A 23985-nucleotide genomic window follows, 5' to 3' on the forward strand; every position below is an offset into this window, starting at 1 on the left:
ATCGAGGAGAGGGGGAGAGGGGGAGAAGGGGAGAAGGGGAGAGAGGGAAAGGGGGAGAGGGGGAGAGGGGGAGAGGCGAAATATTGCCTGCGATTTCTTCGTTATTGGTTTTTGTTTCTTTTCTCTGACTTCGGGAGCCTCTGTGTTTTGCATTTTATAGTGCTGTCCCCGAAGAGCGAAGTGTATATCGCGAGCGAGGAAGGGACTCAAAGAAAAAATATATTTTTGCAAAAATTGAGATGCTCCTCAGAATTCCACCCTTAAATCCTGTCAATCCGTTACATCCGGTACAAAATTCTTTGCCGAAATTCGTTCCAAATCGGGAATTGTCCTTCAGAAAGAAGCCGTTGAGTGTCTCGCAAAGGTAGAATTAGCGCGTAGAAGTTATTTGACACAGCGGAGGTACCGACAAGATGCTTGCATACATTCTGGCGTTGGCGGTCGGTCTGGGCAGCTTTAGTATTTACATGGCGGCCTTCTTTTTTCCAGAGGTTCACCGGAAAAGTGATTTTACCTGGAGCGGGGTAGGACTTTTTTATGCGTTAATTTTATGGACTTGTGCGGGGCGAATTACTGGTGCTCTCCTGCTTGGTCAAATGGCGGGTGTGGCTCTGCTGGGCTGGTTTGCCTGGGAAACTCTGACTTTGCGCCGGCAGGTGACGCCGGTGGCTCAGCAAACGCCGATTCCTCAGGCGGCGAATTTGGCCGGGGCGATGGGCGGGCCTTTATCCGGTTTGTTTGGTAAGAAACCTGAACCCGCAGCTAAAAAACCGAAGTTTGTTCGATCGCCCAAACCAAAAGCTGATGCTGTTCCAGCACCTGCGAATCAGGGCCAGGCAAAGGTAGAAGCACAACCGGCGACTGGGCAAATCGCTGAGATTATTCCCGAAAGCATTCCCGAAAGCATTCCCGAAAGCATTCCCGAAAGTGCGATCGGCCCTGACTTAAAAACTCCCGACTCAAAAGCACCCGCAATTACAGAAATACCGGTGTTTTCGGTTGACAATGCTCCTGCTGAGACTTCACCAGCCCCAGCAGAATTAGCCAGCAACTTCACTCCTTTGCCTTCACCTCTAGAATTTTCAGAAATTGCGGCTGCACCAACGGTAGAGCCAGCAGAGGCTCAGCCAGAAGCCAAAAAGCAGGCTGATGATGATGACGATGATGATGATTTTGACCAGATGTGGAGATCGAGGGCTAAAGAGTCCCAGTCTGATGCTACAACGGCGGCCCCAACGGCGACAGCAACCGCAACCGCAGCCCCAACGGCAAACCCAACTCCTGCCAAAACAGCTAAAAAATCAGGCGGTTTCGGAAGTCTGTTTGGCAATCTCAAAAATAGTCTCGGCGGTATGTTGGGACGGGGTGCGGCTAAAAACAAGCCTGATGCAAATACTCCGGTGACAAAGCCGAAAGTGGCACCTGAGTCGATCGCACCTGAATCTCCTGAATCTAAGGTAACGACAATTCCTGCACCGGATATCGACCAGATTCTCGAATCAGAATTAGCCGAAGCTGCTGCCGAAGTGGCATCCGAAACCAGCGAAGCAGTGGCGTTTCCCACCGATGTGGAAGCAATGGCCGAGTTGATAGCAACAGAAACTGCGGCGAATTCTGCCAAAATAGGGGAAAGTTCGATTTTAGACGACGGATCGCCGGCACAAAGCCAAACAGATCCGTTGGCTCAAGAAACACCTGCGGATGCGGTTGGTGAACCCAAAGCAGCAGCAGGCGTAACGGAAGCAGAAGCTCCTGCTGTATCTCTAGAAATGACTGTGGTGGAAATCGTTTCAGCACCGCCTGTAGAGATAGAAGTACCGGGAGAACCAGGGTTGAGCGTTCAGGTAGAAACGGTTTCAGTATCAACAATCTCGATCGAATCCACAGAAGAAAAACCCTCGTCTGACGGAGCGCAACCGGATTTAGTTGAACAGGCCAAACCAGCCACTGAATCGAAGTCTGAGAATGTATCCGGCGAAGATAGGCCGTCATCTTGAGACAAAAAGCAAAAGGTAGAAACCAGAATTGTTTTAATTCTGTCTTCTACCTTCTTCTGTCTTCCTTCTTCCTTTTAGGACTTAGGTGCGGGTGGCGACAAATGTGGTTTTCCCTCAAAACCAATTCGTTGTCACCCCTAGAGCCAATAAAAAAACCATTTATTTGGTCAAATTTTGTAAGCTATAAATCCTAGATTTTAAATTTTTCCTTGTTCCTTATTCCTTTTAAATTTTTCGTTGTTCCTGTTTGCTTCGGTCAACCGTCAACTATCAACTATCAACCGTCAACCGTCAACCGTCAACCGTCAACCGTCAACCGTCAACTACCAACTGTCAACCGTCAACTGTTTTTACATTCTAAATTAATATTATGAAAGCAATTATGGTCGTGGGAACAACATCTCACGCAGGAAAATCTTTACTGGTTGCAGCATTGTGTCGAATCTTTTCTCGGCGAGGCTGGCGGGTAACTCCGTTTAAAGGTCAGAATATGGCACTGAATTCCTATGTCACAGCCGCCGGCGGAGAGATTGGCTATGCTCAAGCAGTGCAAGCTTGGGCTGCGGGCATCGCACCTTGGGTAGAAATGAATCCGATTTTGCTCAAGCCGCAAGGAGATATGACTTCTCAATTGATTGTCAAGGGCAGGGCGATCGCAAATGTGCGAGCATCTCAATATTACGAGCAGTATTTCGATCTCGGCTGGCAAGTGATTCGGGAATCTTTAGAATTTCTCGGTCAAGAATTTGACATGATTGTGTGCGAAGGAGCAGGAAGTCCAGCAGAAATCAATCTCAAACACCGCGATTTAACTAATATGCGGGTAGCAAAACATCTGAATGCTCGGACTTTGCTAGTAGTTGATATCGATCGCGGTGGCGCTTTTGCTCACATTATCGGTACTTTGGAATTGCTCGATCCTGACGAACGCGCTTTAATTAAAGGATTCATTATTAATAAGTTCCGAGGCCAAAAATCGATTTTAGATCCGGGCTTGACTTGGCTGGAAGAAAGGACGGGAATCCCCGTAGTTGGGGTGATTCCTTGGATAGATGAAGTGTTTCCCTCGGAAGATTCCCTCGATTTACTCGATCGGCGTTCTCCCAATTCTCAAACCGACTTGAATATTTCTGTCATCCGGCTGCCCCGAATTTCCAATTTTACCGACTTTGACCCCCTGGAATCGGAAACCACTGTCACTGTCAAATATATCAGCCCCAAAGACCCGTTAGGCCATCCAGACGCGGTGATTTTACCAGGCTCTAAAACTACAATTTCAGATTTGCAGGTGCTGCGTCAAACAGGCATGGCAGAAGCGATTAAAAATTACTTAGTAGCTGGCGGTACAGTGATGGGAGTTTGTGGTGGCTTTCAGATGCTGGGAGAAAGTATTACTGATAGAGAAGGCCTTGAGGGAGAAAAGGGAGAGTTCAAAGGATTGGGGTTATTGCCTTTGAAAACTGCGATCGCACCAAACAAAATTGCCCGCCAGCGGATCGTAACATCTAACTATCCTCAACCGGGTTTACCAGTTTCCGGTTACGAAATTCATCAAGGAAGAACCCAGATGATAGAGTCAGATTTGACTCAACCGTTATTTGACGATCCAACTTTAGGAATTGTCAACACTTCTCAATCAGTTTGGGGGACGTACCTGCACGGCATATTTGACAATGGAGCTTGGCGGCGGGCTTGGTTAAATCACTTGCGCCAACAGCGGGGACTCCGTGCATTGCCCACAGGTATTCCGAATTACCGAGAACATAGAGAAACTCTATTAGAAACTCTAGCAGATACAGTGGAAAAGCATTTGGATATCAAGCATATTTTAGGTTAGTTGACAGTTGACAGTTGACAGTTGACAGTTGACAGTTGACAGTTGACAGTTGACAGTTGACAGTTGACAGTTGACAGTTGACAGTTGACAGTTGACAGTTGACAGTTGACAGTTGTTTGTTAGAGCGGAGGTTATAATTTAAATGACAAAAATTTGTTTTTTACCAATCGTAGGGTGCGTCGCCATGAAAAAAACCTAACTAAGTACCAAAAATCTCAGAGCGACGCACCTGTGGTTGATAGTTCTTATCAATAAACCTCAATTTTTTTGAGAGCAAAACTTGGTAAAAAATGTGTTATGGCCTTTCTCAAAAAGATGAGGTATGACTGACAGCTTATATAACCACTTAAAATAAGAGGGCTAAAGCCCAACAACGTACCCCATCTTTCTGAGAACCGCTATATCAAAAGGAAAAATTAAATGATAAAGATTGTTTTTTTGCCAGATAATGTGACAGTCGAAGCAGAAGCGGGAGAGCTTTTGCTAGATGTAGCCAAACGTGCAGGGGTTTCTATTCCTACTGGTTGTATGATGGGTTCTTGTCATGCTTGTGAAGTAGAAATTGATGACGGGGAGGCGATTTGTGCTTGTATTTCCGGCATACCTTCGGGGAAAAAGCAAGTTACAATTAATGTGTATGTCGATCCGACTTGGTAATCGATATATTTTTTAATGGCATCTTTGTATGAGCGATCGACAATTTAAGCCCTGTCCCATCTGTTCCATCCCATCGCCATATTGGGATCGATATCCCCGTCTAGTATGTTCGACTTGCCGTAGCAAAGCCTGTGACAGTCAAGGGCGCAAGGTACAATTTTTTAACAACTCCATGGATGGAGGTGTTGAGGCTGTCGTAGTGGATACTCAAGAAGAGTATCCCAGCCAGCTTTGCTATATTGAAGGGGTCAAGTGTTGGGCCGAGGAAGGGAGATATGGCGGTATTGCGATCGAGGTGTGCGATTGATTGATACGCCGTTGTTTCTGACTGCCTTGTAATTGTCAAGTAGGGTGTGTTAATGTGCAGAAATGCGATCGCACTTTTAAATATTTCAATCGTCACCCACAGATTCGTTCGTAGTGCGGACTTAAGTCCGCATTTCTGAGGACTAAAGTCCTCACTACAAACTAATCTTATCGGTTCGTAGTGCGGACTTTAGTCCGCAGAAAGAAGGACTAAAGTCCTCACTATAGCATTTATCAGAAAGATGAGGTATGAATGTAAATGGAGTTTTTGATGCGACCTCGCTTACTATATAATCACTCTCAGAGGGCTGAAGCCCAACAACGTACCTTACCTATTTGAGAAAGGCTATACTAACCGACTACTACTTAATTATTTTTGCCATTCTTGCTGTTTTTTGCGAGCAGATTGCAGCCATTTTTGAGATTCGGGATAAACAGTTGTCCCAGGTTTGACAGATTCTAATTGATTGATAATCTGTTGCAATTGGCTGAGGGCGTAACCAGGATTTTGACTGGGAGAATTTACATTATTTTGCAAGTTAGCAAACAAACTTTTAGCTTCTTGTAAAGCTTTGGCAGAATCTTTTTCTGCTTGGACTCTAATCTGGGAAATTCCTAAATTTTTCTGGTATTGGGCGAGTTTGGTTTGAGCATCGAGATAGCCCGGGTTATCGACAGGAATCATTTTCAGTCGGTTAATTGCTTCTTCCCACAATCCTGCTATTTGTTCCCACTGTGCGGCTGGATGTGGCGGTTTTTGGGAGGCGACGGCGGCAGAAAAAGCAAATTCTTTGGCTGCTTCAATTAAGTTGTCGGCGTGTACCGAACCGGTGGCGATTCCTCCCATTGCTTGAAAATCTCTCTGCGCTGCTTGGAGTTTTTTCTTAGCAGTTTCTCCGGCGAGGGTTTCGGCGGGAATTTGATTGAGTTTATCGATCGCACTTTGCCAATTTCCAGTCGCTTTTTGCCTGTCGGCGGCAGTTTTCGCTTGCTGGTACTGCTGTTTTGCGGCGTCGAGAGTTTGTTCGACTTGATTTAACTCAGCAAAAGCATTTTTTTGCTGAAAAATTTGAGCATCCATCCGCCCGATATTTTTGCGGGCGGCTTGAAATTCATCCACTGTAAAGCGCCAAGTGCAGCCGGAAAAAGAGCAATAAGTTTTTGGATAGTAGCCGAGGAACCACACCGGCAAAGCATCGAGGTGTTTTTGAGCTTGTTTTACTTTCGTGTCGCCATATTCAAAATCTGCCGCAGCCGTAGCTTTGTTAACCAGTTGATCGGATTGTTCCACGAGGGCGATCGCCTGTCGGTAATTGTAATCCATACTAATAAAGCTAGGCAGCAGCAGGATCGGCATAGTGTTCGCCACGGGCCACCGAATCATCGGGAAAGGCAGGTTAATCAGCCAAATTATCCCCCCTGCGCCACCCAGCAAACCGCCAACCCAGATGATTTTATCAAACAATCCGGGCGCGCGGTTGGCTTTGACAGCAGCTTTGAGAGCTTCTTCGCTGAATGTGGGAAATTCGTCTTTGAAAGTATCGCGGATTTCTTCTCTGGATGCGAAAGTGCCGTTTTGCGATCGCAATTTCTCCAGCCGCTTCATCACCATCTTGCGGTAAACCCCACCCGCTAGAGCATCATCAGCCGCGCACTTGTCAACTTCCGCCCGTAAAATGTCAAAAGCTCGATCGGTAAGACGCCCCATAAAACTCACCTTAATGTTGCAAGGAGGCTCCCGCTATAACGAAGTTTAGCAGCGAGAGGAATTACAACCAGTATAAAACGTGCGACAGCACAACGGCGATAATTAAGCTATTCTCATAGAAGTGAGTTTTTGGTGAGATGAAACAAGTCCTGACCTTAGTTGTAAAGTTTCAAGCCAGTACCGAACAGCAACAATTGTTCTCCCAGATGGCTGATGCTTTTGCGTCGGCTTGTAACTGGATTAATCAAAATGTTAATCCTAACCTAACCAACAAAAACTCAATCCAAGCTGTCTGCTACAAAGACGTAAAAGACCAGTTTGGACTAACAGCTAACCATGTAGTTAGAGCTTGCGCTAGAGTCGGAGCTAACCGTCTGACAGCTCTTCAGAAAGGGAAAAAGGTTAAGAGCTTTAAACCAACTAGCTTTGATTGCGATGCCAGAACTTTTCGATTTATCGAAGAAAATTGGACTGTTAGCATTAGCACCACAGGAAAACGATTAATTTCTCCAATCAGAGCTAGTAACTACCATCGCGGTAAATTAGCTGGGCAAAACCCTACTTCGGCTCAAGTTTGTCTGCATAAGGATGGTTGCTGGTATGTCCACATTCAGCTCAAATCTGAAACTCCAAATACTCAAAAGACAACTAACGCTATCGGTGTTGATTTTGGAAGGCGTGATATTGCTGTAACTAGCACAGGTAAATCGTGGTCAGGGAGAGGGATTCAACAGACTAGAGATAAATACAGTCGTGTTCGAGCTTCTTTGCAGAAAAAGGCATCTCAAGGCACAAGGTCTACTAGACGTAGGGCTAGGCAGATTTTGAAACGGCTAGGAGGTCGCGAAAGAAGATACCAAACATGGATCAACCACAACATTAGCAAAGCGATCGTTCTTGAAGCCAAAGAAACTCAATCCTTTGTTTCTATCGAAGATTTAATAGGTATCCGCGAACGGACTAACTCTAAACCTAGAAATAAGACTGAACGAAGACGCAGTAATTCATGGGCTTTTTATCAGTTAAGAACGTTTCTCGAATACAAAGGAATTTGCGAAGGGATTGAGGTTGTAGCGGTCAATCCAGCCTATACAAGCCAGAGTTGCCATTGTTGTCTGCACATCGGTGTCAGAACCGAGAAAAAATTCAAGTGTAGCAATCAAGTCTGTGGTTGGGTTGGGGATGCCGATGTTAATGGTTCAAAAATGATTGCTCTTGTTGGGCTGAGTGTAAGCCAGCCTAGAGGTTCTGAGTTGTTGTCTTGTGCAGTAACTCAAGGGCTACCAAAAGCCCACACTATAGCGTTAGCTTAGTGTGAGTAGTTTACCTATTCCCTATTTAATTATTCTACAGGCTGCTAGCCGAGATAATTGTTAAAATATATAAAGCCCAAATCAAATCATCAAAATTAACCTCATGCCAACTGCTTTAATCACCGGTGCTTCAGGCGGAATAGGCGCAGCCTTTGCCATCGAATTAGCCCAACGCCAGCACAATCTAATCTTGGTAGCTCGTTCCGAAGCGAAATTGCAGCAGCTAGCGGCTCAACTGCAACAGGAATTCAATATTTTGGTCGAAATTATCGTTCAAGATTTGACTGCGCCAGGAGCCACAACTGCTGTATTTGATGCGGTTGTTAAAAAAGGTTGGACGGTTGATTTGCTGGTGAACAATGCGGGTTGTGGAGATTATGGCGCTTTTGCCGATCGCCCTTTAGCAAAACAAGTAGGAATGGTGCAACTGAATATTGTAGCGTTAGTTGAGCTATCGCACTTATTTTTGTCGGGAATGCGGGAGAGAAAATCGGGAAGTATCATCAATGTTGCTTCTATTGCAGCCTTTCAACCGATGCCGTACCTATCAATTTACGCCGCAACTAAAGCTTTTGTGTTAAGTTTCAGCGAGGCAATTTGGGCGGAAAACAAAGATTTAGGAATTCGGGTTTTAGCACTTTGTGCGGGCCCTACAGAATCCGATTTTTTTAAAGCAGCAGAATTTCCGGCATCCCTAGCATCTAGCAGCGGGCAAAAACTCGTCCCCGCTGATGAAGTAGTGCGAGATGCACTCAAAGCTTTAGAGAAAAATCAGTCCAATGTCGTGACGGGCGGATTCCCGAATCCTCTAATCGTAAATATGCCCCGATTTATGCCGCGAGAACTTGTGGTGAACTCGATAGCCAAGCTATTTCGGCGCTAACAATTTGCAGTTAAGTTAAGTCCGCCCGTAACTCAAGTTCCGGGCTAATAGCGAAAGTCGCTTGAAACCGACTGGATAGCTAGATTAAATAATCGCAAATTTCCTATCCCATTCGGTCAATTGCTCGCAATACAAAAGGTTTGTAGTGAGGACTTTAGTCCTCAGACAAATTAGGTATGTAGTTGCGCTTCAGCGCTCTTTCCTAATATTATAAAGAGCGCTGAAGCGCAACTACGTACCTTGGCCGAAGCTTGAGCGATACTTTTAGTAGTTTTATATATCCTATCCCAACAATAAATTAACCCTGGACTTTCGCTGTGAGACAGGGGTTTTTAACCCCTGTCTGACTCCAGCACTTACCCGCATCTCAATTCCCAATTCTCCGAATTACAAGTATCGAGTTAACTGCACTCGATAGCGTTCTTTTTTAGTAATCATAACTTCCCCAATTTCCAATCTTCCCTTACCAGTAACAGCGATTAAATCTCCCGACTTAACGTTATAACTAGCTTGGGTGATGTCTTTCCAATTAACTCGCACGTCACCTCTGTCAATGAATTCAACCATTTTGCTGCGAGACATGGCGAATCCAGCAGAAGCCACAGCATCCAATCTCATCGATGCTTCAACGGTTGTCATTTCTTTCTTTTTCGGTTCTCTAATTTTTAGTTCGCTTAACTCAATGCGCCGAGTTTTAACGGGAACCGATCGCACTTGCTGCAAACTCATCTCCAGATACTCTACCATTTCGGGCATGACGATCGCCTGCGCGCCCCGTTCCCCCAAGACAATCACATCGCCGGTTTTCTCGCGGACAATTCCCGTACCCAGCATTGCGCCTAAGAAGTCGCGGTGACTGGCGGTGTCAAACAAGAAATTGCCGGCTATCTCCACCGCAGCCACGCTAACACTCCCAGAGTCGATCGGGATTTCCGATCGGGCGATCGCAATTCTCTGCCTTTCACCCTGGGGATAGCCGCCCCAAGCCACCAATTCCACATCAGTCAAGCGCTTAAATACCGTCAGAGTGTCCGCCAACTCCGGCGGCGACAGAAAATCAGTCAGAGTAACTTCCCAAGTTTTAATTGCTTGTTCAGCTTGGTCTAATGCCCGCGCCACACATTCGCGGTTTTCGATGCCTTTTAACAGTTCTTCTTTTTGTAACATCAGTCAATTTTAGATTCTAATTTGAAATTGCCTTCATGTTGCTGTAGTAACTCAAAAGTCTACTTCTTTAACAGTCCCACTACTTTAATTATAGTCTAAGATCGTCAAATAATACCAAGCATCAAAAATTGTTGCTACGTTTAATAACCGTAGCAACAATTAGCTGTTATTGCCTGAACTCCCCGCCGGACACGGCAGCGCCGTTTCCCGACAGGTGAGATTCTTTAATTAACGAAGAATGGCGGTTGAAAAACCCGGTTGATGCGTCCAGGAATGTCAGCAATTAGGCATGAACCATTAGATATTGACCGTTGCCGTTATATTCACCATCGCAACTGGCGAAATTAGCAACAAACCAAATCAAGTAAAACCGCCAGATTCTGCGGAATTTGGCATAGTCGATGCCGTAGTCTAAATCTTTGACTATCGGCTGAGAGTCATCAAAGTTTTTCAGCCAGTTAGCAAAGGTTGTAGAGTAATTGTAACCGTTGAGATACCATTGTTTGATGGTTTTGAGGTCTTTGTTGTGGCTGGGAACGGCATCGTATTTCCAGTAACGGCCGTGGGGGAAAATGTATTTGTGGGTGAAAACGCTGGAGATGTTGTTAGGAGTACGAACGGTGATGATGTGAATGAATGCGCGGCCGTTATCTTTGAGGAAAGAGGCGAGCTTTTGGAAAGCTTTGGTTAAATTACCGACATGACAAAAAACTCCGATCGAGAGAATTTTGTCAAATTTGGTATCGAATTGGGCGTCGTTCAAATCGCCTTCAAATAGAGTGAATCGACCTGAACTAAGGTAGCTGTCGGGATCTTGCATCCTGTGACGCATATATTCGCATTGATGGTGGCTGAGATTAATGCCAGTAAACTGGACATTGGGGAATTTGGAAAGAATGTAATTGGGAACGCAGCCCCAACCGCAGCCAAAGTCTAAAATGCGATCGCCATCCTGAATCTCTAGTTTCTCAATTACATCATCAATCATCTGAATTTGGGATTGTTCGAGGTTGGCTGCTCCTTTTTCCCACAATCCCATGCTGTATTTCGGATAAATCAGTTTGCTCTCGCCTAACATGGGATTCAGCATAGCTTGAGGCAAGTCGTACTGAATTTTCATTAAATCTCGCGGGCTTTCGGCTGTATGCTCTGTTTCTTTGAGTACCCATTCGTAGGGTGCGAGCAGAGAGGGAAAATACTTAAAAAAGACGGGCATACAGGTATCAAAAAGACTTCGCAATACAGAATCCGGTACTTCTAAGCCGTTGATATAAGACTCTGCTACTGCCATTTGCACCGCGTTAACTGCACTGACTGCGACGCGGGTTGCTCGATAGGCGATCGGGCTTTTGAGATGGATATTTCCCACCAGCGGGATGTGCTGTTCGATGTTTTGTAGGGCTGTTGATGAACTCATGGTTATACGGGTTTTAAAGATGCTGCTATTCTATCTCAAGCAAATTTGCTGGCGGTTAGAGAACCCAACAGCTAAAACTATTGCCAAGTATGGTTTGCATAGCAAAAATCTACAAACCTATCAAAATATCGGGGGGGTGAAGGAGATTCGATAACGGATTTAAAGGGTTTTGAGCTATCATAAATTTATTAAGAATTATGTCAGTTAATTTAAAATTTTAGATGGGAGATTTGAGACTAATTCCACAGACTTTAATGAAGCTTGAATTGAGGTGTTTTGAGGGTGCGATCGCCGATTTAAAGCTGAGTTTGTTTGGCGGTTGAGTGGACGGCACGAGAAGCTAATGCCGATCGCCATTTATACTGAAGGAATCAGGCAATGCAGAAAAAATGTCGAAAAACCGGGTTTGCATAGAGAGTCGTTGCAATAACAGATGTCCGCTTCATGCCTCGCTACTTAGTTAGAAACGCCACATATGCCACAGATTCACTATCTGCCGGACGATCGCGCGATCGAGATAGACGACGACGATATAATTCTGGAAGCTTCCCTGCGTGCAGGTATTCCCCACACCCACGCCTGTGGTGGTAGTGCGCGGTGTTCGACTTGTCGCGTCTTGATAGTCGAAGGTTTGGAATTTTGCTCGCCCCGCAATTCCGCGGAAGATGAGCTCGCGAACAAACTGCGCCTAGATCCCGAAATTAGGCTGGCGTGTCAGACACAGGTTGCGGGCGGGAAGGTGATTTTGCGCCGTCTGGCGATCGATTCTGAAGACTTAGAAACCTTTAACGACGAAATCGCCGGAAACTTCATTTCTGCACCTGTGGGCCAAGAAAAAAAAATAGCAATTTTGTTTGCCGATATTCGAGGGTTTACCGCCTTTGCAGAATCGCTGTTACCCTATGATGTAATTTATATTTTAAATCGCTATTTCCAAAAAATGGGTTATGCGATCAACCGCAACGGCGGGATGATTAATAATTATATGGGCGACGGTTTTATGGCGCTGTTTGGGTTAGAAAACTCAGAGAAGGCAGCGGAACAAGCGGTGAGGGCTGGGGTGGAGATGCTGGAGGAATTGGACAAACTAAATCCTTATTTTGAGACTTTATACCATCACCGGTTGCGGATTGGGATTGGGATTCACTGCGGTTTGGCGGTTGTGGGGAATCTGGGGGCCCAGAAAAATCAGACGGTAACGGCGATCGGGGATGCGGTAAATTTTGCCAGCCGGATTGAAGCTGCAAACAAGCAAGTAGGAACAAGTTTGCTGATTTCTGAGGAAACTTATGAGGAAGTGAAGGATTTGGCGATCGTCAATCAATGCGTATCAGTTAAAATTCCCGGAAAGAGCGGCGAATATCCGCTTTACGAAGTTGTCGGAATGCCGCCGCTACCAGTAGAAATTGAGGAGATTTCCCAGGTTAAGAAAAGTTCAGTTTTGCAGCGCATTTTCAAGAGTTTAATGGGTTTATTGGCTGCGGTACGGAATTGGGCTCGGAAAATATTTAGATTGTGAAACTTAGATTGCGATCGGCATATAGCGGTTCTTAAAAAAGTGAGGTACGTTGTGAGGTACGTTGTTGGGCTTCAGCCCTCTGAGTTTAAGGGTTATATAAGCTGTCAATTATACCTCATCTTTTTGAGAAATGCTATACATCGGTAATCCTTTACCTACCTGTTATTGTGTTGTAAAAAAATGGTTTGTAAAAAAATTAGATGCTCCCGGAGCGCTGAAGCGCAACTACGTACCTTTCGGAGCGCTTTCATCGCAACTACGTACCTGGAAGGTTTACTGATAACCAGCTTACAGGTATTTGAGATAAAATCATAACCGCAGATATCTGCGGTTATAAAATCAAATCTTAAGCCATCACCATGCCACCATCGACATTAAAAACTTGCCCGGTAATATAGGCCGCCGCCGCATCCGCCGCCAAAAACTTCACCATCCCCGCAACTTCGTCAACTTCGCCGTATCTTCCCAGCGGAATGTACTTCAAAATCTCGTCAGATTTGACATCCTTGGTCATATCTGTGGTAATAAAACCCGGTGCAACTGCATTTACCGTAATCGCACGACTTGCTAACTCTTTTGCCACAGTTTTTGTAAATCCAATTACTCCAGCCTTCGCCGCACTGTAATTAGCTTGTCCGGGATTTCCCATTTGACCGGCAACCGAAGCAATATTAATAATTCGGCCGCTGCGCTGTTTCAACATGATTTTACTAGCAGCTTTCGTACACAAAAATACGCCGGTGAGATTCAAATCAATCACTGCTTGCCAATCTTCCAGTTTCATCCGCAGCAGCAATGTATCGCGGGTGATGCCGGCATTGTTCACCAAAATGTCAATTCGTCCCCATTTTTCCATGACATTGCTGACGAGTGCATCCACTTGGTCAGTTTTAGAGACATCCGCCCCAAGGGCCACAGCTTCTCCGCCTGCTGCGATGATTTCTGCTACGGCCTCATCAGCCGCAGCGCTGGAACTCGCATAGTTAACGGCGACTTTAGCGCCCTCTGCTGCTAAGCTTAGAGCGATCGCGCGCCCGATTCCCCGCGATGCACCGGTGACAACTGCAACTTGACCCCGCAATCGTTGATATGTCTCTGGCAATAATTCCATAATTCTGTCCTCAAAATCTATGCTCACAGAATTCTGCACTAAAATCGATCCAGAACCAAAAAAATTTATACTGACTTACTCAGTTCAGTTTTGAGTATTAGTGTCAACCAACACGTCAAATCTAGTGCCGGTCTACTGTCTGACGATTAAGGCCTAGATCCCCCTAGCCGAGGGCGGGCACGGGGGCACCGCCCCTACAGAAGAGGGGAACCGGAGGTGCTCAAAGTCCCCCTTCTTAAGGGGGATTTAGGGGGATCGAGACTCGATTAAAAGCGAGATTTCTCAAGGTTTTTAGTCTTAATTTGACACTAATTGAGTTGTCGCAATTCCCTACTCGTTAACCCTTCGGGTATAATGGGCGTCCCTTTACCACATTTTTAAGATGGCAGTTCAAAAACAGTTCAACAGTTTTGAAGAGTTACTATCAAGCTCCGACTTGCCTGTACTGGTAGATTTTTATGCTACTTGGTGCGGGCCTTGTCAGATGATGGTGCCGATTTTGGAGCAGGTGAGCGGTCAGACCAAAGATAAGCTCATGGTTGTTAAGATTGATACGGATAAGTACGAGCAGTTGGCGTCGCAGTTTCACATTTATGCTTTGCCGACTTTGGTGCTGTTCAAAAATGGTGTTGAGGTCGATCGCATTGAGGGAGTATTGCAGCCGGCGCAGTTGATCGATCGACTGCAACCTCATTTGTAGGTTGGTAGTCAGGACTTCACTTTTATCTGAAAGGACTAAAGTCCTTACTACCAACGAGGAAGTTAGGTTCGTAGTAAGGACTTTAGTCCTCTTTTGGAAGGACTAAAGTCCTCACTACAAACCAATTTTGCATTTTTGTCTTATGAAAACTCCCAGTCACGCGATTATCAATCTAGCTATTCTGGGTAAACCGCAACAGCCGGAATTTAATCTGATTATTGCGATCGGCGGAATCTTACCCGATATCCCGATATTTTTATTTTACTTTTGGGCGAAGTACATTGCTCGCTTGCCGGAAGCCAAAATCTGGTCGGAAGCATACTATGAGCCTTTAAACCAAAATATTGTTGCTTTGTTTCATTCAATTCCCCTGGCGGTTATTGGTTGGTTAATTGCTTATTACTTGGGCTGGCAAAATCTGCAATTTCTGTTTTTGAGTATGATTTTGCACTCTTTGGGGGATTTGCCTGTACATAATGATGATGCTCACAGGCACTTTTTTCCGTTCAGCAATTACCGTTTTATCAGCCCGATTTCTTATTGGGATCCAAATCACTACGGCTCAATTGTTTCTTTTATTGAAATGTTGTTAGTGCTGCTGTCAACTTACCGCGTTTTTGGTTTTGTTCACTCTTCTATTGGTAAAGGATTGTTGATTTTGGTGAATAGTTTTTATTTAATCGGCTCTGTCTCTTTTTATGTTCGTTCTCTAATATCATCTGCTGTCGAGCGACAGCGATAAAATTGGTTTGTAGTGAGGACTTTAGTCCTCTTTCGTGTTCTGAAGAAGGACTAAAGTCTTTACTGCAAACTTAATATAATTTCTATATCTTAATTATTCTGCTGCAATTACTTACTATCTTACCCAACTTCTGTAAGGTGCGTCAGCCAATATCTGATTGCTTGTGAATTGAATTATCCTAAGTGACGCACCCTACAAATTACTACAAACTTTGAAGAAGGACTAAAGTCCTTACTACGAACCTTCCCAATTATTAACTGCGCCGAATGTTAAAACAGCACCAATCTTCGCGCTTCCACAGAGTAGCGACAATCCAACCGTGTTGTTCGAGAGTGTCTGCAATTGGTTTGGCTTGTTCGAGTAAAATGCCGCTGAGAACTGCCCAAGTGCTCGGCTTGCTAATTGCAGTGAACTGCGGGATTAAATCAATGATTACTTCTGCTAAAATGTTGCACATCAAACCGTCGATCGGGCTGCCCGTCATTTCGATCAGCCGATCGACACTTCCGAGTTCTGCCACCAACTGCTGCGGGTTAATGCGGTTGAGTTGTCGGTTGCTGATGGTCGATCGCACTGCCAAAGGATCTGTATCCAAAGCATAAACTTTCGTGGCGCCCAACAACACCGCGCCGATCGACAAAATACCCGATCCGCAGCCGATATCAGCAACTACACATTCTTTGTCGTCAAAACCGAGGCGCATTTCCAGCGACTCCAGACAGAGTTGAGTCGTAGCGTGAGCACCCGTACCGAAAGCCACACCGGGATCTAAACGCAAGATTACCCGATCGGTATCAGTCGGTGGGGGCAGCCAAGCCGGATTAATTAAAAAGCGATCGCCCACTTCTTGAGGCTGCCACTGCTGCTTCCAAGTGCTCCCCCAGTCTTCATCCTCTATCAAATCCCACTGCATCGCAGGTAAGGGCAAACCCGCACACAAAGCATCTTGGCGCAGCCACAAAGACAGGGCGGCTAAATCCAACAATCCCGCTTGTTCCTCGGGCAAATAAGCCGACATCAGGCAGGAATTGCTTTTAATCTGAGTGGCAGTTCCCCGACAGTTAAACCGTTCCAGCCGCCAAAAGATGATATCTTCCAGCGCCGGATCGCAAAGAATTCTAATTTCCCACCAGCTATGTGCCATGACTATTTTAGATTTTAGATTTTAGATTTTAGATTCGCCCGTCAGGAACTGGATACTGGGAACTGAAGAGTGAGAAATGACGATTGACTAATAGAAAAATTCCAGCTTTTTTGCCAATTAACTTTGCCAATTAACAATGACCAATCACTTATTACCAATTATCAGTCCTTGCATCCAAAATCTAAACCCCCAAATCCTTTAAAGAGTTAGCGTCTAACGATTTTAGATTTTAGAGTTTAGAGTTTAGATTTGGAAACCTAAAATCTAAACTCTTTTAAATAGTTACCGTTTAACGATTTTAGATTTTAGATTGGGTTAACCTAAAATCTAAAATCCTTTAAATAGTTACCGTTTAATGATTTTAGATTTTAGATTGGGGAACCTAAAAAATCTAAAATCCTTTAAAGATTCACCGTGTAAGCATCCCGAATCCCAGGAACTTTCATAATTTCAGCCAATATACCCTCTGGCAGAGGGTCATCAAGGCTCAAAACCATCACTGCATCGCCTCGCACGATTTTACGGCCTACTTGCATACTGGCAATATTGACATTAAAACTGCCCAATTGGGAACCAATTTTGCCAATAATCCCCGGCATATCGCGGTGCAAGGTAAACAGCATATGGTGCGTCGGGCAAACGTTGACTGGGAAATCGTCAACGCTGGTAATCCGAATTTCGGTTTCGCCGAGGACTGCACCCGTGACTGTGTGTTCGCCGAGAGTTCCCTTTGCCGAGAGGCGCAGAGAGCCTGTGTAGTCGCGGATTGAGGCGTCTCTGGTTTCCACGACGCGAATTCCGCGTTCTTTGGCTTCAATGCTGGCGTTGACGTAGTTAACGCGCTCTCGCAGGGCTTGGGAGAGCAGGCCTTTGAGAGAGGCGACGACTACGGGCTGGCTTTGGTTGCTGGCCAATTCGCCTTGGAGTTGGACGTTGAGGTAATCGACTCGGCCTCCGGCTAGCTGGCTGACGAGGTTGCCGAGGGTTTCGGCGAGTTGCAGGTAGGGTTTGAGTTTTTCGATCGAATCTGGGAAGATTCCTGGTATGTTAACAGCCGATCGCGCCGGCAGTCCCAACAACACATCACGAATTTGTTCGGCAACATCGATCGCCACATTCACCTGAGCTTCAGCCGTAGAAGCTCCCAAGTGAGGCGTCAGCACGATGTTTTGCCCGACATTCCGCAATGGAGAATCAGCTTCCAGCGGCTCATGTTCGTAAACATCGATCGCTGCACCGGCGATTTGACCTGATTTGATAGCTTCTGCGAGGGCTGCTTCGTCGATGATGCCACCTCTGGCGCAGTTAATGATCCTGGCCGTGGGCTTCATCTTCGACAGCACCTCAGCGTTAATTAAGTGCAGAGTTTCCGGCGTTTTGGGGATGTGCAGGGTGATGTAGTCGGATTCGCGCATCAACAGTTCGAGCTCTACCAAGCGGCAGCCCAACTGTTCGGCTCTTTCAGTAGAGATGAAGGGATCGTAAGCGAGCAGTTTCATGCCCATTGCTTTGGCTGCGGTGGCGAGGTGGGAGCCGATTTTGCCCAAACCGACGATACCGAGGGTTTTTTTGTAAACTTCTACGCCGATAAAGCGGTTGCGCTCCCATTTACCGCCTTTGACGGAGGCGTTGGCTTCCGGGATGTGGCGGGACATCGATAGCATCATGGCGATCGCGTGTTCGGCTGCTGCGATCGTGTTGCCTTCGGGGGAGTTGACGACTACAATTCCTTTGCGGGTAGCGGCGGGGACATCGACATTATCTACGCCAACGCCCGCTCTACCGATGATTTTTAGTAGATTTCCGGCTTCAATGATTTCTTTGGTAACTTGGGTGCCAGAACGGATCATTAAAGCATCGTAATCTGGAATAATTCGCACGAGCTCTTCGGCTGAAAGCCCTGTGTTCACGTCAACTTGTGCGACTTGGGAGAGGATGTCAATACCGGCTTGGTCGATCGGATCGGATACTAGAACTTTAGGCATAGCAAGCAATTGAGTGCAATAGTAAAAATAGGCCGAGCGTTGGCGAGCTCAAAGTTGAGACTTATGACTTAGAGCAGAATCTAACAGCTCAGCTCAAGCTTGCCTTTGTGCAGTTTGAATTGTATCCGTATTCGGTCAAGGTCGGTCATTTTTGCTTGAAATATTTTACCTTTACGGGCGATCGTCCTGGGCGATCGTCTTAAAAACGCTCAATTGCTTAGCTAGCAAGTCTTTTCAGGCTATAATGAATTCCGGATATTGAAGCCTAACTATCAGGAATTATTTTGATGAATTATCTTATCGCCGTACTGCCCGATCGAATGCAAGCCGAAGCTGCCTATTGCGCCCTCGAAAAAGAAGGCTTACCCATGAAGCAAGTCAGCATTTTGGGACGGGGCTACAAAACTGCTGATGAATTTGGCTTAATCGACCCCAACCAGCAAGCAAAGAAACAAGCTAAACTCATGGCTGTTTGGCTGATACCGTTTGGCTTTATTGCCGGCGTTACTTTCAGCTTGATGACAGAGTTGAAGACTTTTGCATGGGCGGGCGAAATTGGCGATCACGCGATCGGCGGAGTGCTAGGTGCGATCGCAGCCGGAATGGGCAGCGTTTTTGTCGGCGGTGCGGGAGGAATGGCCTTTGGTAGCGGCGATGCTTTGCCCTATCGCAACCGTTTGAATGCGGGCAAATTTTTGATTGCAGTTAAAGGTACTGACGATTTAACCAATCAAGCTGCTAATATTTTGCAGCAATTTGAACCGGAAAATATGCAAGGTTATATAGAGAGTTAAGTTCCAAAATAGACGTGCAGAATGTGGCATCTATCAATCAAAGATTGATGCAATTTAAGCGGAGATGTGCGGATATGTCAGATTGTCGCTCTTTTCGTAAAAATGAAGTATGTTGTTGGGCTTTAGCCCTCTAAGGGGCGAAGCATTTCGGCAGTAAATCTCTGATTGTTACTCATAAATTATGTGCCGAAATGCGAGAACCCTTGCCAAAATCAGATGCACTTCAGGAGATCCGGCTTGTTAGGCGCATACTTTCCTATTTGTCACGGATCTCAGCAGGGCTAAAGCCCAACAACGTACCTTACAGATTTCAGCAGGGCTAAAGCCCAACAACGTACCTTACAGATAGATACCTTTATTTTCTTGAGTACGCTTGGACGGGACATCGTTTGTATAAACCTGGTTTCAGCTGCCGTCTGATGTTTTTCGGCTAATTCATGATACGATCGTCTCCTAAAGGTTGCGTTTGGTATGACCTATGAAAATCCTCCACGGGACTTGGATTCCTCAAACACAAGAGAATTTTATTCAAGCTGGAACGTTTTGTCTTTGGGTTGAAACCACTGAAAGGAAAAAACAGCCTGCTAAGGTTCATCCCCGACAATTGGAGACGGCACAGTTAACAGAGTTTCTAACGAAAGAAGCCGGGATTCAACTCGCACCAGCCAGCAATACAAGTGGGATGGGGCTAGAATACGCGATCGCCCATCGGTACTTTTTACTGCCCACTGCCGATAACCAGCCGCTACCATCTTTAGAGTTAGCGCGATATTTAGAGACAGAATTACCCGAAACATTTGAGTTGGAGTATTGGGAAGTCGATTGTGCAGTCATCGCTACCCACACTTTGACTAAAGTATTGAACGATTTGCATTTTTTGGCCCTCTACGATTTAGCAGAAGTTCAGTTTGGTTCAGATTTGCTGTTTTGGTATCACTACACCCAATTTTTTAAGCAAATTGTTCTGAAAGATCATTATATTCCGGCGTTGCGCTATCGAGAAATTGCTCCGATCGCGATCGCACCCATCGAAACATCCGAACCCGCCCAGAAAGCCACGCGCGGGCGCAAGAAAGCGGGTGAAACAAAAACAACCACAAAAACTCCAAAAACACCTGCCAAAATTCCACCCAGCTTTGATATTTATCCGGGATGGGAAATTGTCTCAGCACAGTACGAAACAGAGTTACAACGCTATGTTGAATGGATGCCTTTAGTTTGTGTGTCCGGTTTTCGGAAGATCCAGCTACAAGATACACCAAAGTTCTACGATCGCGAAATGTTGCTGCGTAATTTTTCAGAATGCGCGATCGCAGAAATTGTCACTCAAACTCCCATCCCAGCATCGTTTCAGATGAAGATTGAGGATTCTTTACTCGAAATCTGCTTTAACCAAACACAAAAAATTGCGCGAGTCAGCCTCGAACAATACCGGCAATGGCAAACCTGGCGCGATCGCATTACGCGCAATCAATCTGCTGACTCATTCTCCCTCTGCTTTCAATTACAATCCCCCGAAAACCCCGAACAGCCTTGGGTGTTAGAGTTTCAGGTGGCGGCAAAACAAGACCCATCTCTGCGGGTGCCGTTGCAGGATTATTGGCGATCGCGATCGACTCAACAAAAACAGTTGCAAACACAATTCGGCGACAACTTTGAACAACATCTGCTGACAAATCTCGGCTACGCTGCGCGCATTTATCCCCAACTTTGGCAGGGGCTAGAAACAGACAAACCCGCTAACATTTCCCTCAACGTAGATGATGCTTTTACCTTCCTCAGCGAGTCCGCTTGGGTATTAGAAGATGCTGGATATAAAGTGATTGTCCCCGCTTGGTGGACGCCGAAGGGACGGCAGCGGGCGAAGATTCGCCTGCAAGTCAAAGGAAAGGGCAGTAAAAGCGCTGCAATCAAAGGCAAGGGATTGTTTTCGGCAAATTCCTTGGTGGAATATCAGTATGAATTGGCGATCGGAGGCGAAAGAGTTAGCGAACAAGAATGGCAGGCGTTAGTTAATAGTAAAACGCCGTTAGTACAGTTCCGAGGACAATGGATGGAACTGGACAAAGATAAAATGCAGGAGATGCTGAATTTTTGGCAAAAACATCGCGAAGAGAATCCCGATGTCAGCTTGATTGACTTTATGAAGTTGACGGCAGAAGGAGAAGCTAGTGAAGATTTGGAGGTGGAGCGCGATCGCGCTTTATCGGATATGTTGGAGAAGCTGCACGACAAGAGTCGGCTAGAGTTGATTGCAGATCCAGTAAGCTTTCAAGGCAAACTCCGGGATTATCAAAAGCGCGGTGTTTCTTGGTTGAGCTATTTGGAAAGCCTTGGATTAAATGGCTGTCTTGCCGACGATATGGGTTTGGGTAAATCGGCGCAGGTAATTGCTAGATTGTTGCAGGAAAGAGAAGTTTTATCTACTACCAAAGAGACGGAACAAGGAACGGAAAAGAAGAGAAAAAAAGAGACAGCAAATGCAATTTTACCGACGCTGCTAATTGCGCCAACCTCCGTAGTTGGCAACTGGCAAAAGGAAATGGAAAAATTTGCTCCAGAATTGCGATCGCTGATTCACCACGGCCCTCAACGTTTGCAAGATGCCAAAGCATTTAAAGCTGCCGTCCAAGATTGTGATATGTTGATTACTTCCTTTACCTTGGCGCGCAAAGATGAGAAGCTGTTGAGCAGCGTAGCGTGGCATCGCGTGGTAATTGATGAAGCCCAGAATATTAAAAATCCGAAAGCCGCGCAAACCAAGGCGATTTTAAAGTTACCCGCTACCCATCGACTAGCATTGACTGGAACACCTGTCGAAAATCGCTTGTTGGATTTATGGTCAATTTTTAACTTCCTCAATCCCGGATATTTGGGAAAAGAGGCGCAGTTTCGGAAAATGTTTGAATTACCGATTCAAAAACATGGTAGTCGCACGCAATCAGCCGCGCTCAAAAAATTAGTAGAACCTTTTATCCTGCGCCGTCTGAAAACCGACAAGTCAATTATTCAGGATCTCCCCGACAAAGTTGAGCAAAAGCTCTACTGCAATCTCACCCGCGAGCAAGCTTCGCTTTATGAAGCCATTGTCAAAGAGATAGAGGAAGAAATTGACGCGGCTGAAGGCATGAAGCGCAAGGGGATGATTTTGGCAACGCTGCTGAAGTTAAAGCAAATTTGCAACCATCCCCGCCAGTTTTTGCAGGATGAAAGTGAGTTTACACCAGAGCGATCGCACAAACTGGAACGGCTGATCGAGATGATTGAGGAAGTCAAAGCCGAAGGTGAAAGTTTATTAGTATTTACGCAGTTTACAGAATTGGGAAGTGCGTTGGAAAAATACATCAAACAAACCCTACATTACAACACTTATTACATCCACGGCGGAACCAGTCGCGAAAAACGGGAACGGATGATTTCAGAGTTCCAAGATCCAGAATCAGAACCTTCGGTATTTATTCTATCACTGAAAGCCGGCGGTGTGGGAATTACCCTAACAAAAGCCAATCATGTATTCCATTTCGATCGCTGGTGGAATCCGGCGGTAGAAGATCAGGCAACGGATCGGGCGTTTCGGATCGGGCAGGAAAAAAATGTGTTCGTGCATAAGTTTGTAGCAATTGGCACTTTGGAAGAAAAGATTGACCAAATGATTGAGGACAAAAAGAAATTGGCAGGCTCAATTATTGGTGCTGATGAATCCTGGTTGACAGAGTTGGATAATGAGGCATTTAAGAATTTAATTAGGCTCAATAAAAATGCAGTTTTAGATTAGGAGAAAATCAAAAATATGCCACAATTTACTCGGACTTGGTGGGGCAACAAATTTATCGAGGCGCTGGAAAGATTTACCGATTCTGGGCGTCTCGGGCGGGGACGTTCCTATGCACGAAATGGTAAGGTAAAGAGCTTTAAAATGAATGATGGCTTAGTGATGGCAGAAGTCAGGGGTTCGGTGAATCCTTATTTTGGAGTTTATAAGGAGCCGCTGTACAAAACTAAAATTGAGTTTGAGCCGATTAGTCAGGCAAAGTGGCAAGTGGCGATCGCCCAAATGGCATCAAAAGCCAGCTTCATTTCCCGCCTGCTGCTCAACGAAATGCCCGACAACATTGAAAACGCTTTCTCACCCCTCGGATTGCACCTGTTACCCAGCAGCCGCGAGGACTTTAAAACCACTTGCTCTTGCCCAGACTATAGCAATCCCTGCAAACATATTGCGGGAGTCTATTATCTGGTGGCCGCCGAATTGGACAAAGATCCATTTTTGTTGTTTGAATTGCGCGGACTTTCTAAGGAAGTGCTGCACCGCGAATTAGCAAAAACGCCCTTGGGCTTGGCGCTTTCTGCCGAGTTAACGGCGGATTCAGTCGAGCCTGTGGCGGTGGATTCCTATTACACGCAGGCGATCGCCAATGAGGCGCCAACCGTCAGCCTGAGAGAGTTTTGGCACGGTGCGAAGCGGTTGCCGCAGACGATTGAGGTGGGCGTGCAAAGTGGCGTAAGTGCGATCGTGGTGAAGAAACAGGGAGATTTTCCGCCGTTTTGGCAGAAGGATGGTTCGTTTATTGAGGCGATGGAAGAGCTGTATATGCGGGTGAAAACGAAGAATAAACTGTAGGATTGCTGATTAACATCATGTCCGGTACCGCAATAAGCAAGGTTCGTAGTGCGGACTTCAGTCCGCATTTTAAGAGCGGACTGA

Annotated in this window: 18 protein-coding genes; 11 read left to right on the plus strand and 7 right to left on the minus strand. The window is 45.8% G+C overall.

The features are described 5' to 3' along the window. The first annotated feature begins 413 nt into the window (after window positions 1-413). From QZW82_RS13320 to QZW82_RS13330, 3 genes are all read left to right on the plus strand, one after another. Window positions 414-1997 carry a Ycf66 family protein gene (locus QZW82_RS13320; protein WP_293148859.1) on the plus strand — a complete coding sequence of 528 codons (1584 nt, stop codon included), beginning with the start codon at window positions 414-416 and terminating at the stop codon, window positions 1995-1997. Between the two features lie 370 nt (window positions 1998-2367). Next, window positions 2368-3834 (plus strand): cobyric acid synthase CobQ, encoded by a 1467-nt coding sequence (gene cobQ, locus QZW82_RS13325; protein WP_293148861.1) that lies wholly within the window; start codon window positions 2368-2370, stop codon window positions 3832-3834. A gap of 420 nt (window positions 3835-4254) precedes the next feature. Then, window positions 4255-4491: a 2Fe-2S iron-sulfur cluster binding domain-containing protein gene (locus QZW82_RS13330; protein ID WP_293148863.1), complete on the plus strand. Its 237-nt coding sequence runs from the start codon at window positions 4255-4257 to the stop codon at window positions 4489-4491. Between the two features lie 100 nt (window positions 4492-4591). Here QZW82_RS13330 and QZW82_RS13335 read toward each other — a convergent pair whose 3' ends face one another. Together QZW82_RS13335 and QZW82_RS13340 are read right to left on the minus strand one after the other, a co-directional pair. Further along, entirely contained in the window at window positions 4592-4894 is a 303-nt protein-coding gene (locus tag QZW82_RS13335; RefSeq protein WP_293148865.1) for a hypothetical protein, read from the minus strand. Between the two features lie 273 nt (window positions 4895-5167). Continuing rightward, window positions 5168-6505, minus strand: coding sequence for a hypothetical protein (locus QZW82_RS13340; protein ID WP_293148867.1), 1338 nt, complete (start codon window positions 6503-6505; stop codon window positions 5168-5170). A gap of 137 nt (window positions 6506-6642) precedes the next feature. Between QZW82_RS13340 and QZW82_RS13345 the strand changes: the two genes are divergently transcribed. Together QZW82_RS13345 and QZW82_RS13350 are read left to right on the plus strand one after the other, a co-directional pair. Further along, entirely contained in the window at window positions 6643-7818 is a 1176-nt protein-coding gene (locus QZW82_RS13345) for a transposase (protein ID WP_293148868.1), read from the plus strand. 103 nt (window positions 7819-7921) lie between these two features. Further along, window positions 7922-8701 carry an SDR family oxidoreductase gene (locus QZW82_RS13350; protein ID WP_293148869.1) on the plus strand — a complete coding sequence of 260 codons (780 nt, stop codon included), beginning with the start codon at window positions 7922-7924 and terminating at the stop codon, window positions 8699-8701. A gap of 387 nt (window positions 8702-9088) precedes the next feature. On the opposite strand, the gene QZW82_RS13355 is transcribed toward QZW82_RS13350, so the two are convergent. After that, window positions 9089-9868, minus strand: a complete 780-nt coding sequence (locus tag QZW82_RS13355) for a photosystem II S4 domain protein (protein WP_293148871.1) — start codon at window positions 9866-9868, stop codon at window positions 9089-9091. 283 nt (window positions 9869-10151) lie between these two features. Beyond that, on the minus strand, window positions 10152-11285 hold the full coding sequence (locus tag QZW82_RS13360; protein ID WP_293148872.1) for a class I SAM-dependent methyltransferase: 1134 nt from the start codon (window positions 11283-11285) through the stop codon (window positions 10152-10154). A gap of 475 nt (window positions 11286-11760) precedes the next feature. On the opposite strand from QZW82_RS13360, the gene QZW82_RS13365 reads away from it, so the two are divergent. Then, window positions 11761-12804, plus strand: coding sequence for an adenylate/guanylate cyclase domain-containing protein (locus QZW82_RS13365; protein ID WP_293148873.1), 1044 nt, complete (start codon window positions 11761-11763; stop codon window positions 12802-12804). A 346-nt stretch (window positions 12805-13150) separates the two neighbouring features. Here QZW82_RS13365 and fabG read toward each other — a convergent pair whose 3' ends face one another. Then, window positions 13151-13915, minus strand: coding sequence for a 3-oxoacyl-[acyl-carrier-protein] reductase (gene fabG, locus QZW82_RS13370; RefSeq protein ID WP_293148874.1), 765 nt, complete (start codon window positions 13913-13915; stop codon window positions 13151-13153). A 382-nt stretch (window positions 13916-14297) separates the two neighbouring features. On the opposite strand from fabG, the gene trxA reads away from it, so the two are divergent. Both trxA and QZW82_RS13380 read left to right on the plus strand, forming a co-directional pair. Beyond that, window positions 14298-14615: a thioredoxin gene (gene trxA / locus QZW82_RS13375; protein WP_293148879.1), complete on the plus strand. Its 318-nt coding sequence runs from the start codon at window positions 14298-14300 to the stop codon at window positions 14613-14615. A gap of 142 nt (window positions 14616-14757) precedes the next feature. Continuing rightward, window positions 14758-15357, plus strand: a complete 600-nt coding sequence (locus tag QZW82_RS13380) for a hypothetical protein (RefSeq protein ID WP_293148881.1) — start codon at window positions 14758-14760, stop codon at window positions 15355-15357. A gap of 253 nt (window positions 15358-15610) precedes the next feature. On the opposite strand, the gene prmA is transcribed toward QZW82_RS13380, so the two are convergent. Together prmA and serA are read right to left on the minus strand one after the other, a co-directional pair. Further along, window positions 15611-16501, minus strand: coding sequence for a 50S ribosomal protein L11 methyltransferase (gene prmA / locus QZW82_RS13385; RefSeq protein ID WP_293148882.1), 891 nt, complete (start codon window positions 16499-16501; stop codon window positions 15611-15613). Between the two features lie 401 nt (window positions 16502-16902). After that, the gene (gene serA / locus QZW82_RS13390) at window positions 16903-18486 is read right to left on the minus strand and encodes a phosphoglycerate dehydrogenase (RefSeq protein ID WP_293148883.1); all 1584 of its coding nucleotides are present in this window, start codon (window positions 18484-18486) and stop codon (window positions 16903-16905) included. Between the two features lie 287 nt (window positions 18487-18773). On the opposite strand from serA, the gene QZW82_RS13395 reads away from it, so the two are divergent. The 3 genes from QZW82_RS13395 to QZW82_RS13405 all read left to right on the plus strand — a co-directional run bounded on the left by QZW82_RS13395 (window position 18774) and on the right by QZW82_RS13405 (window position 23901). Beyond that, window positions 18774-19280: a hypothetical protein gene (locus QZW82_RS13395; RefSeq protein WP_293148885.1), complete on the plus strand. Its 507-nt coding sequence runs from the start codon at window positions 18774-18776 to the stop codon at window positions 19278-19280. 478 nt (window positions 19281-19758) lie between these two features. Next, on the plus strand, window positions 19759-23055 hold the full coding sequence (locus tag QZW82_RS13400) for a DEAD/DEAH box helicase (RefSeq protein ID WP_293148887.1): 3297 nt from the start codon (window positions 19759-19761) through the stop codon (window positions 23053-23055). 15 nt (window positions 23056-23070) lie between these two features. Next, on the plus strand, window positions 23071-23901 hold the full coding sequence (locus tag QZW82_RS13405; protein ID WP_293148889.1) for an SWIM zinc finger family protein: 831 nt from the start codon (window positions 23071-23073) through the stop codon (window positions 23899-23901). Window positions 23902-23985: the final 84 nt, after the last annotated feature.

The organism is Microcoleus sp. bin48.metabat.b7b8b9.023 (genome assembly GCF_013299185.1).
Taxonomy (GTDB): domain Bacteria; phylum Cyanobacteriota; class Cyanobacteriia; order Cyanobacteriales; family Microcoleaceae; genus Microcoleus.

Excerpts from the sequence above, each read along its gene's own strand:
- QZW82_RS13380 (WP_293148881.1), top strand. The coding sequence starts at position 14,758 with ATGAAAACTCCCAGTCACGCGATTATCAATCTAGCTATTCTGGGTAAA.
- cobQ (WP_293148861.1), top strand. The coding sequence starts at position 2,368 with ATGAAAGCAATTATGGTCGTGGGAACAACATCTCACGCAGGAAAATCT.
- QZW82_RS13400 (WP_293148887.1), top strand. The coding sequence starts at position 19,759 with ATGAAAATCCTCCACGGGACTTGGATTCCTCAAACACAAGAGAATTTT.
- QZW82_RS13355 (WP_293148871.1), bottom strand. The coding sequence starts at position 9,868 with ATGTTACAAAAAGAAGAACTGTTAAAAGGCATCGAAAACCGCGAATGT.
- QZW82_RS13405 (WP_293148889.1), top strand. The coding sequence starts at position 23,071 with ATGCCACAATTTACTCGGACTTGGTGGGGCAACAAATTTATCGAGGCG.
- QZW82_RS13320 (WP_293148859.1), top strand. The coding sequence starts at position 414 with ATGCTTGCATACATTCTGGCGTTGGCGGTCGGTCTGGGCAGCTTTAGT.
- serA (WP_293148883.1), bottom strand. The coding sequence starts at position 18,486 with ATGCCTAAAGTTCTAGTATCCGATCCGATCGACCAAGCCGGTATTGAC.
- prmA (WP_293148882.1), bottom strand. The coding sequence starts at position 16,501 with ATGGCACATAGCTGGTGGGAAATTAGAATTCTTTGCGATCCGGCGCTG.
- QZW82_RS13340 (WP_293148867.1), bottom strand. The coding sequence starts at position 6,505 with ATGGGGCGTCTTACCGATCGAGCTTTTGACATTTTACGGGCGGAAGTT.
- QZW82_RS13330 (WP_293148863.1), top strand. The coding sequence starts at position 4,255 with ATGATAAAGATTGTTTTTTTGCCAGATAATGTGACAGTCGAAGCAGAA.
- QZW82_RS13345 (WP_293148868.1), top strand. The coding sequence starts at position 6,643 with ATGAAACAAGTCCTGACCTTAGTTGTAAAGTTTCAAGCCAGTACCGAA.
- QZW82_RS13350 (WP_293148869.1), top strand. The coding sequence starts at position 7,922 with ATGCCAACTGCTTTAATCACCGGTGCTTCAGGCGGAATAGGCGCAGCC.
- QZW82_RS13365 (WP_293148873.1), top strand. The coding sequence starts at position 11,761 with ATGCCACAGATTCACTATCTGCCGGACGATCGCGCGATCGAGATAGAC.
- fabG (WP_293148874.1), bottom strand. The coding sequence starts at position 13,915 with ATGGAATTATTGCCAGAGACATATCAACGATTGCGGGGTCAAGTTGCA.
- QZW82_RS13395 (WP_293148885.1), top strand. The coding sequence starts at position 18,774 with ATGAATTATCTTATCGCCGTACTGCCCGATCGAATGCAAGCCGAAGCT.
- QZW82_RS13360 (WP_293148872.1), bottom strand. The coding sequence starts at position 11,285 with ATGAGTTCATCAACAGCCCTACAAAACATCGAACAGCACATCCCGCTG.
- trxA (WP_293148879.1), top strand. The coding sequence starts at position 14,298 with ATGGCAGTTCAAAAACAGTTCAACAGTTTTGAAGAGTTACTATCAAGC.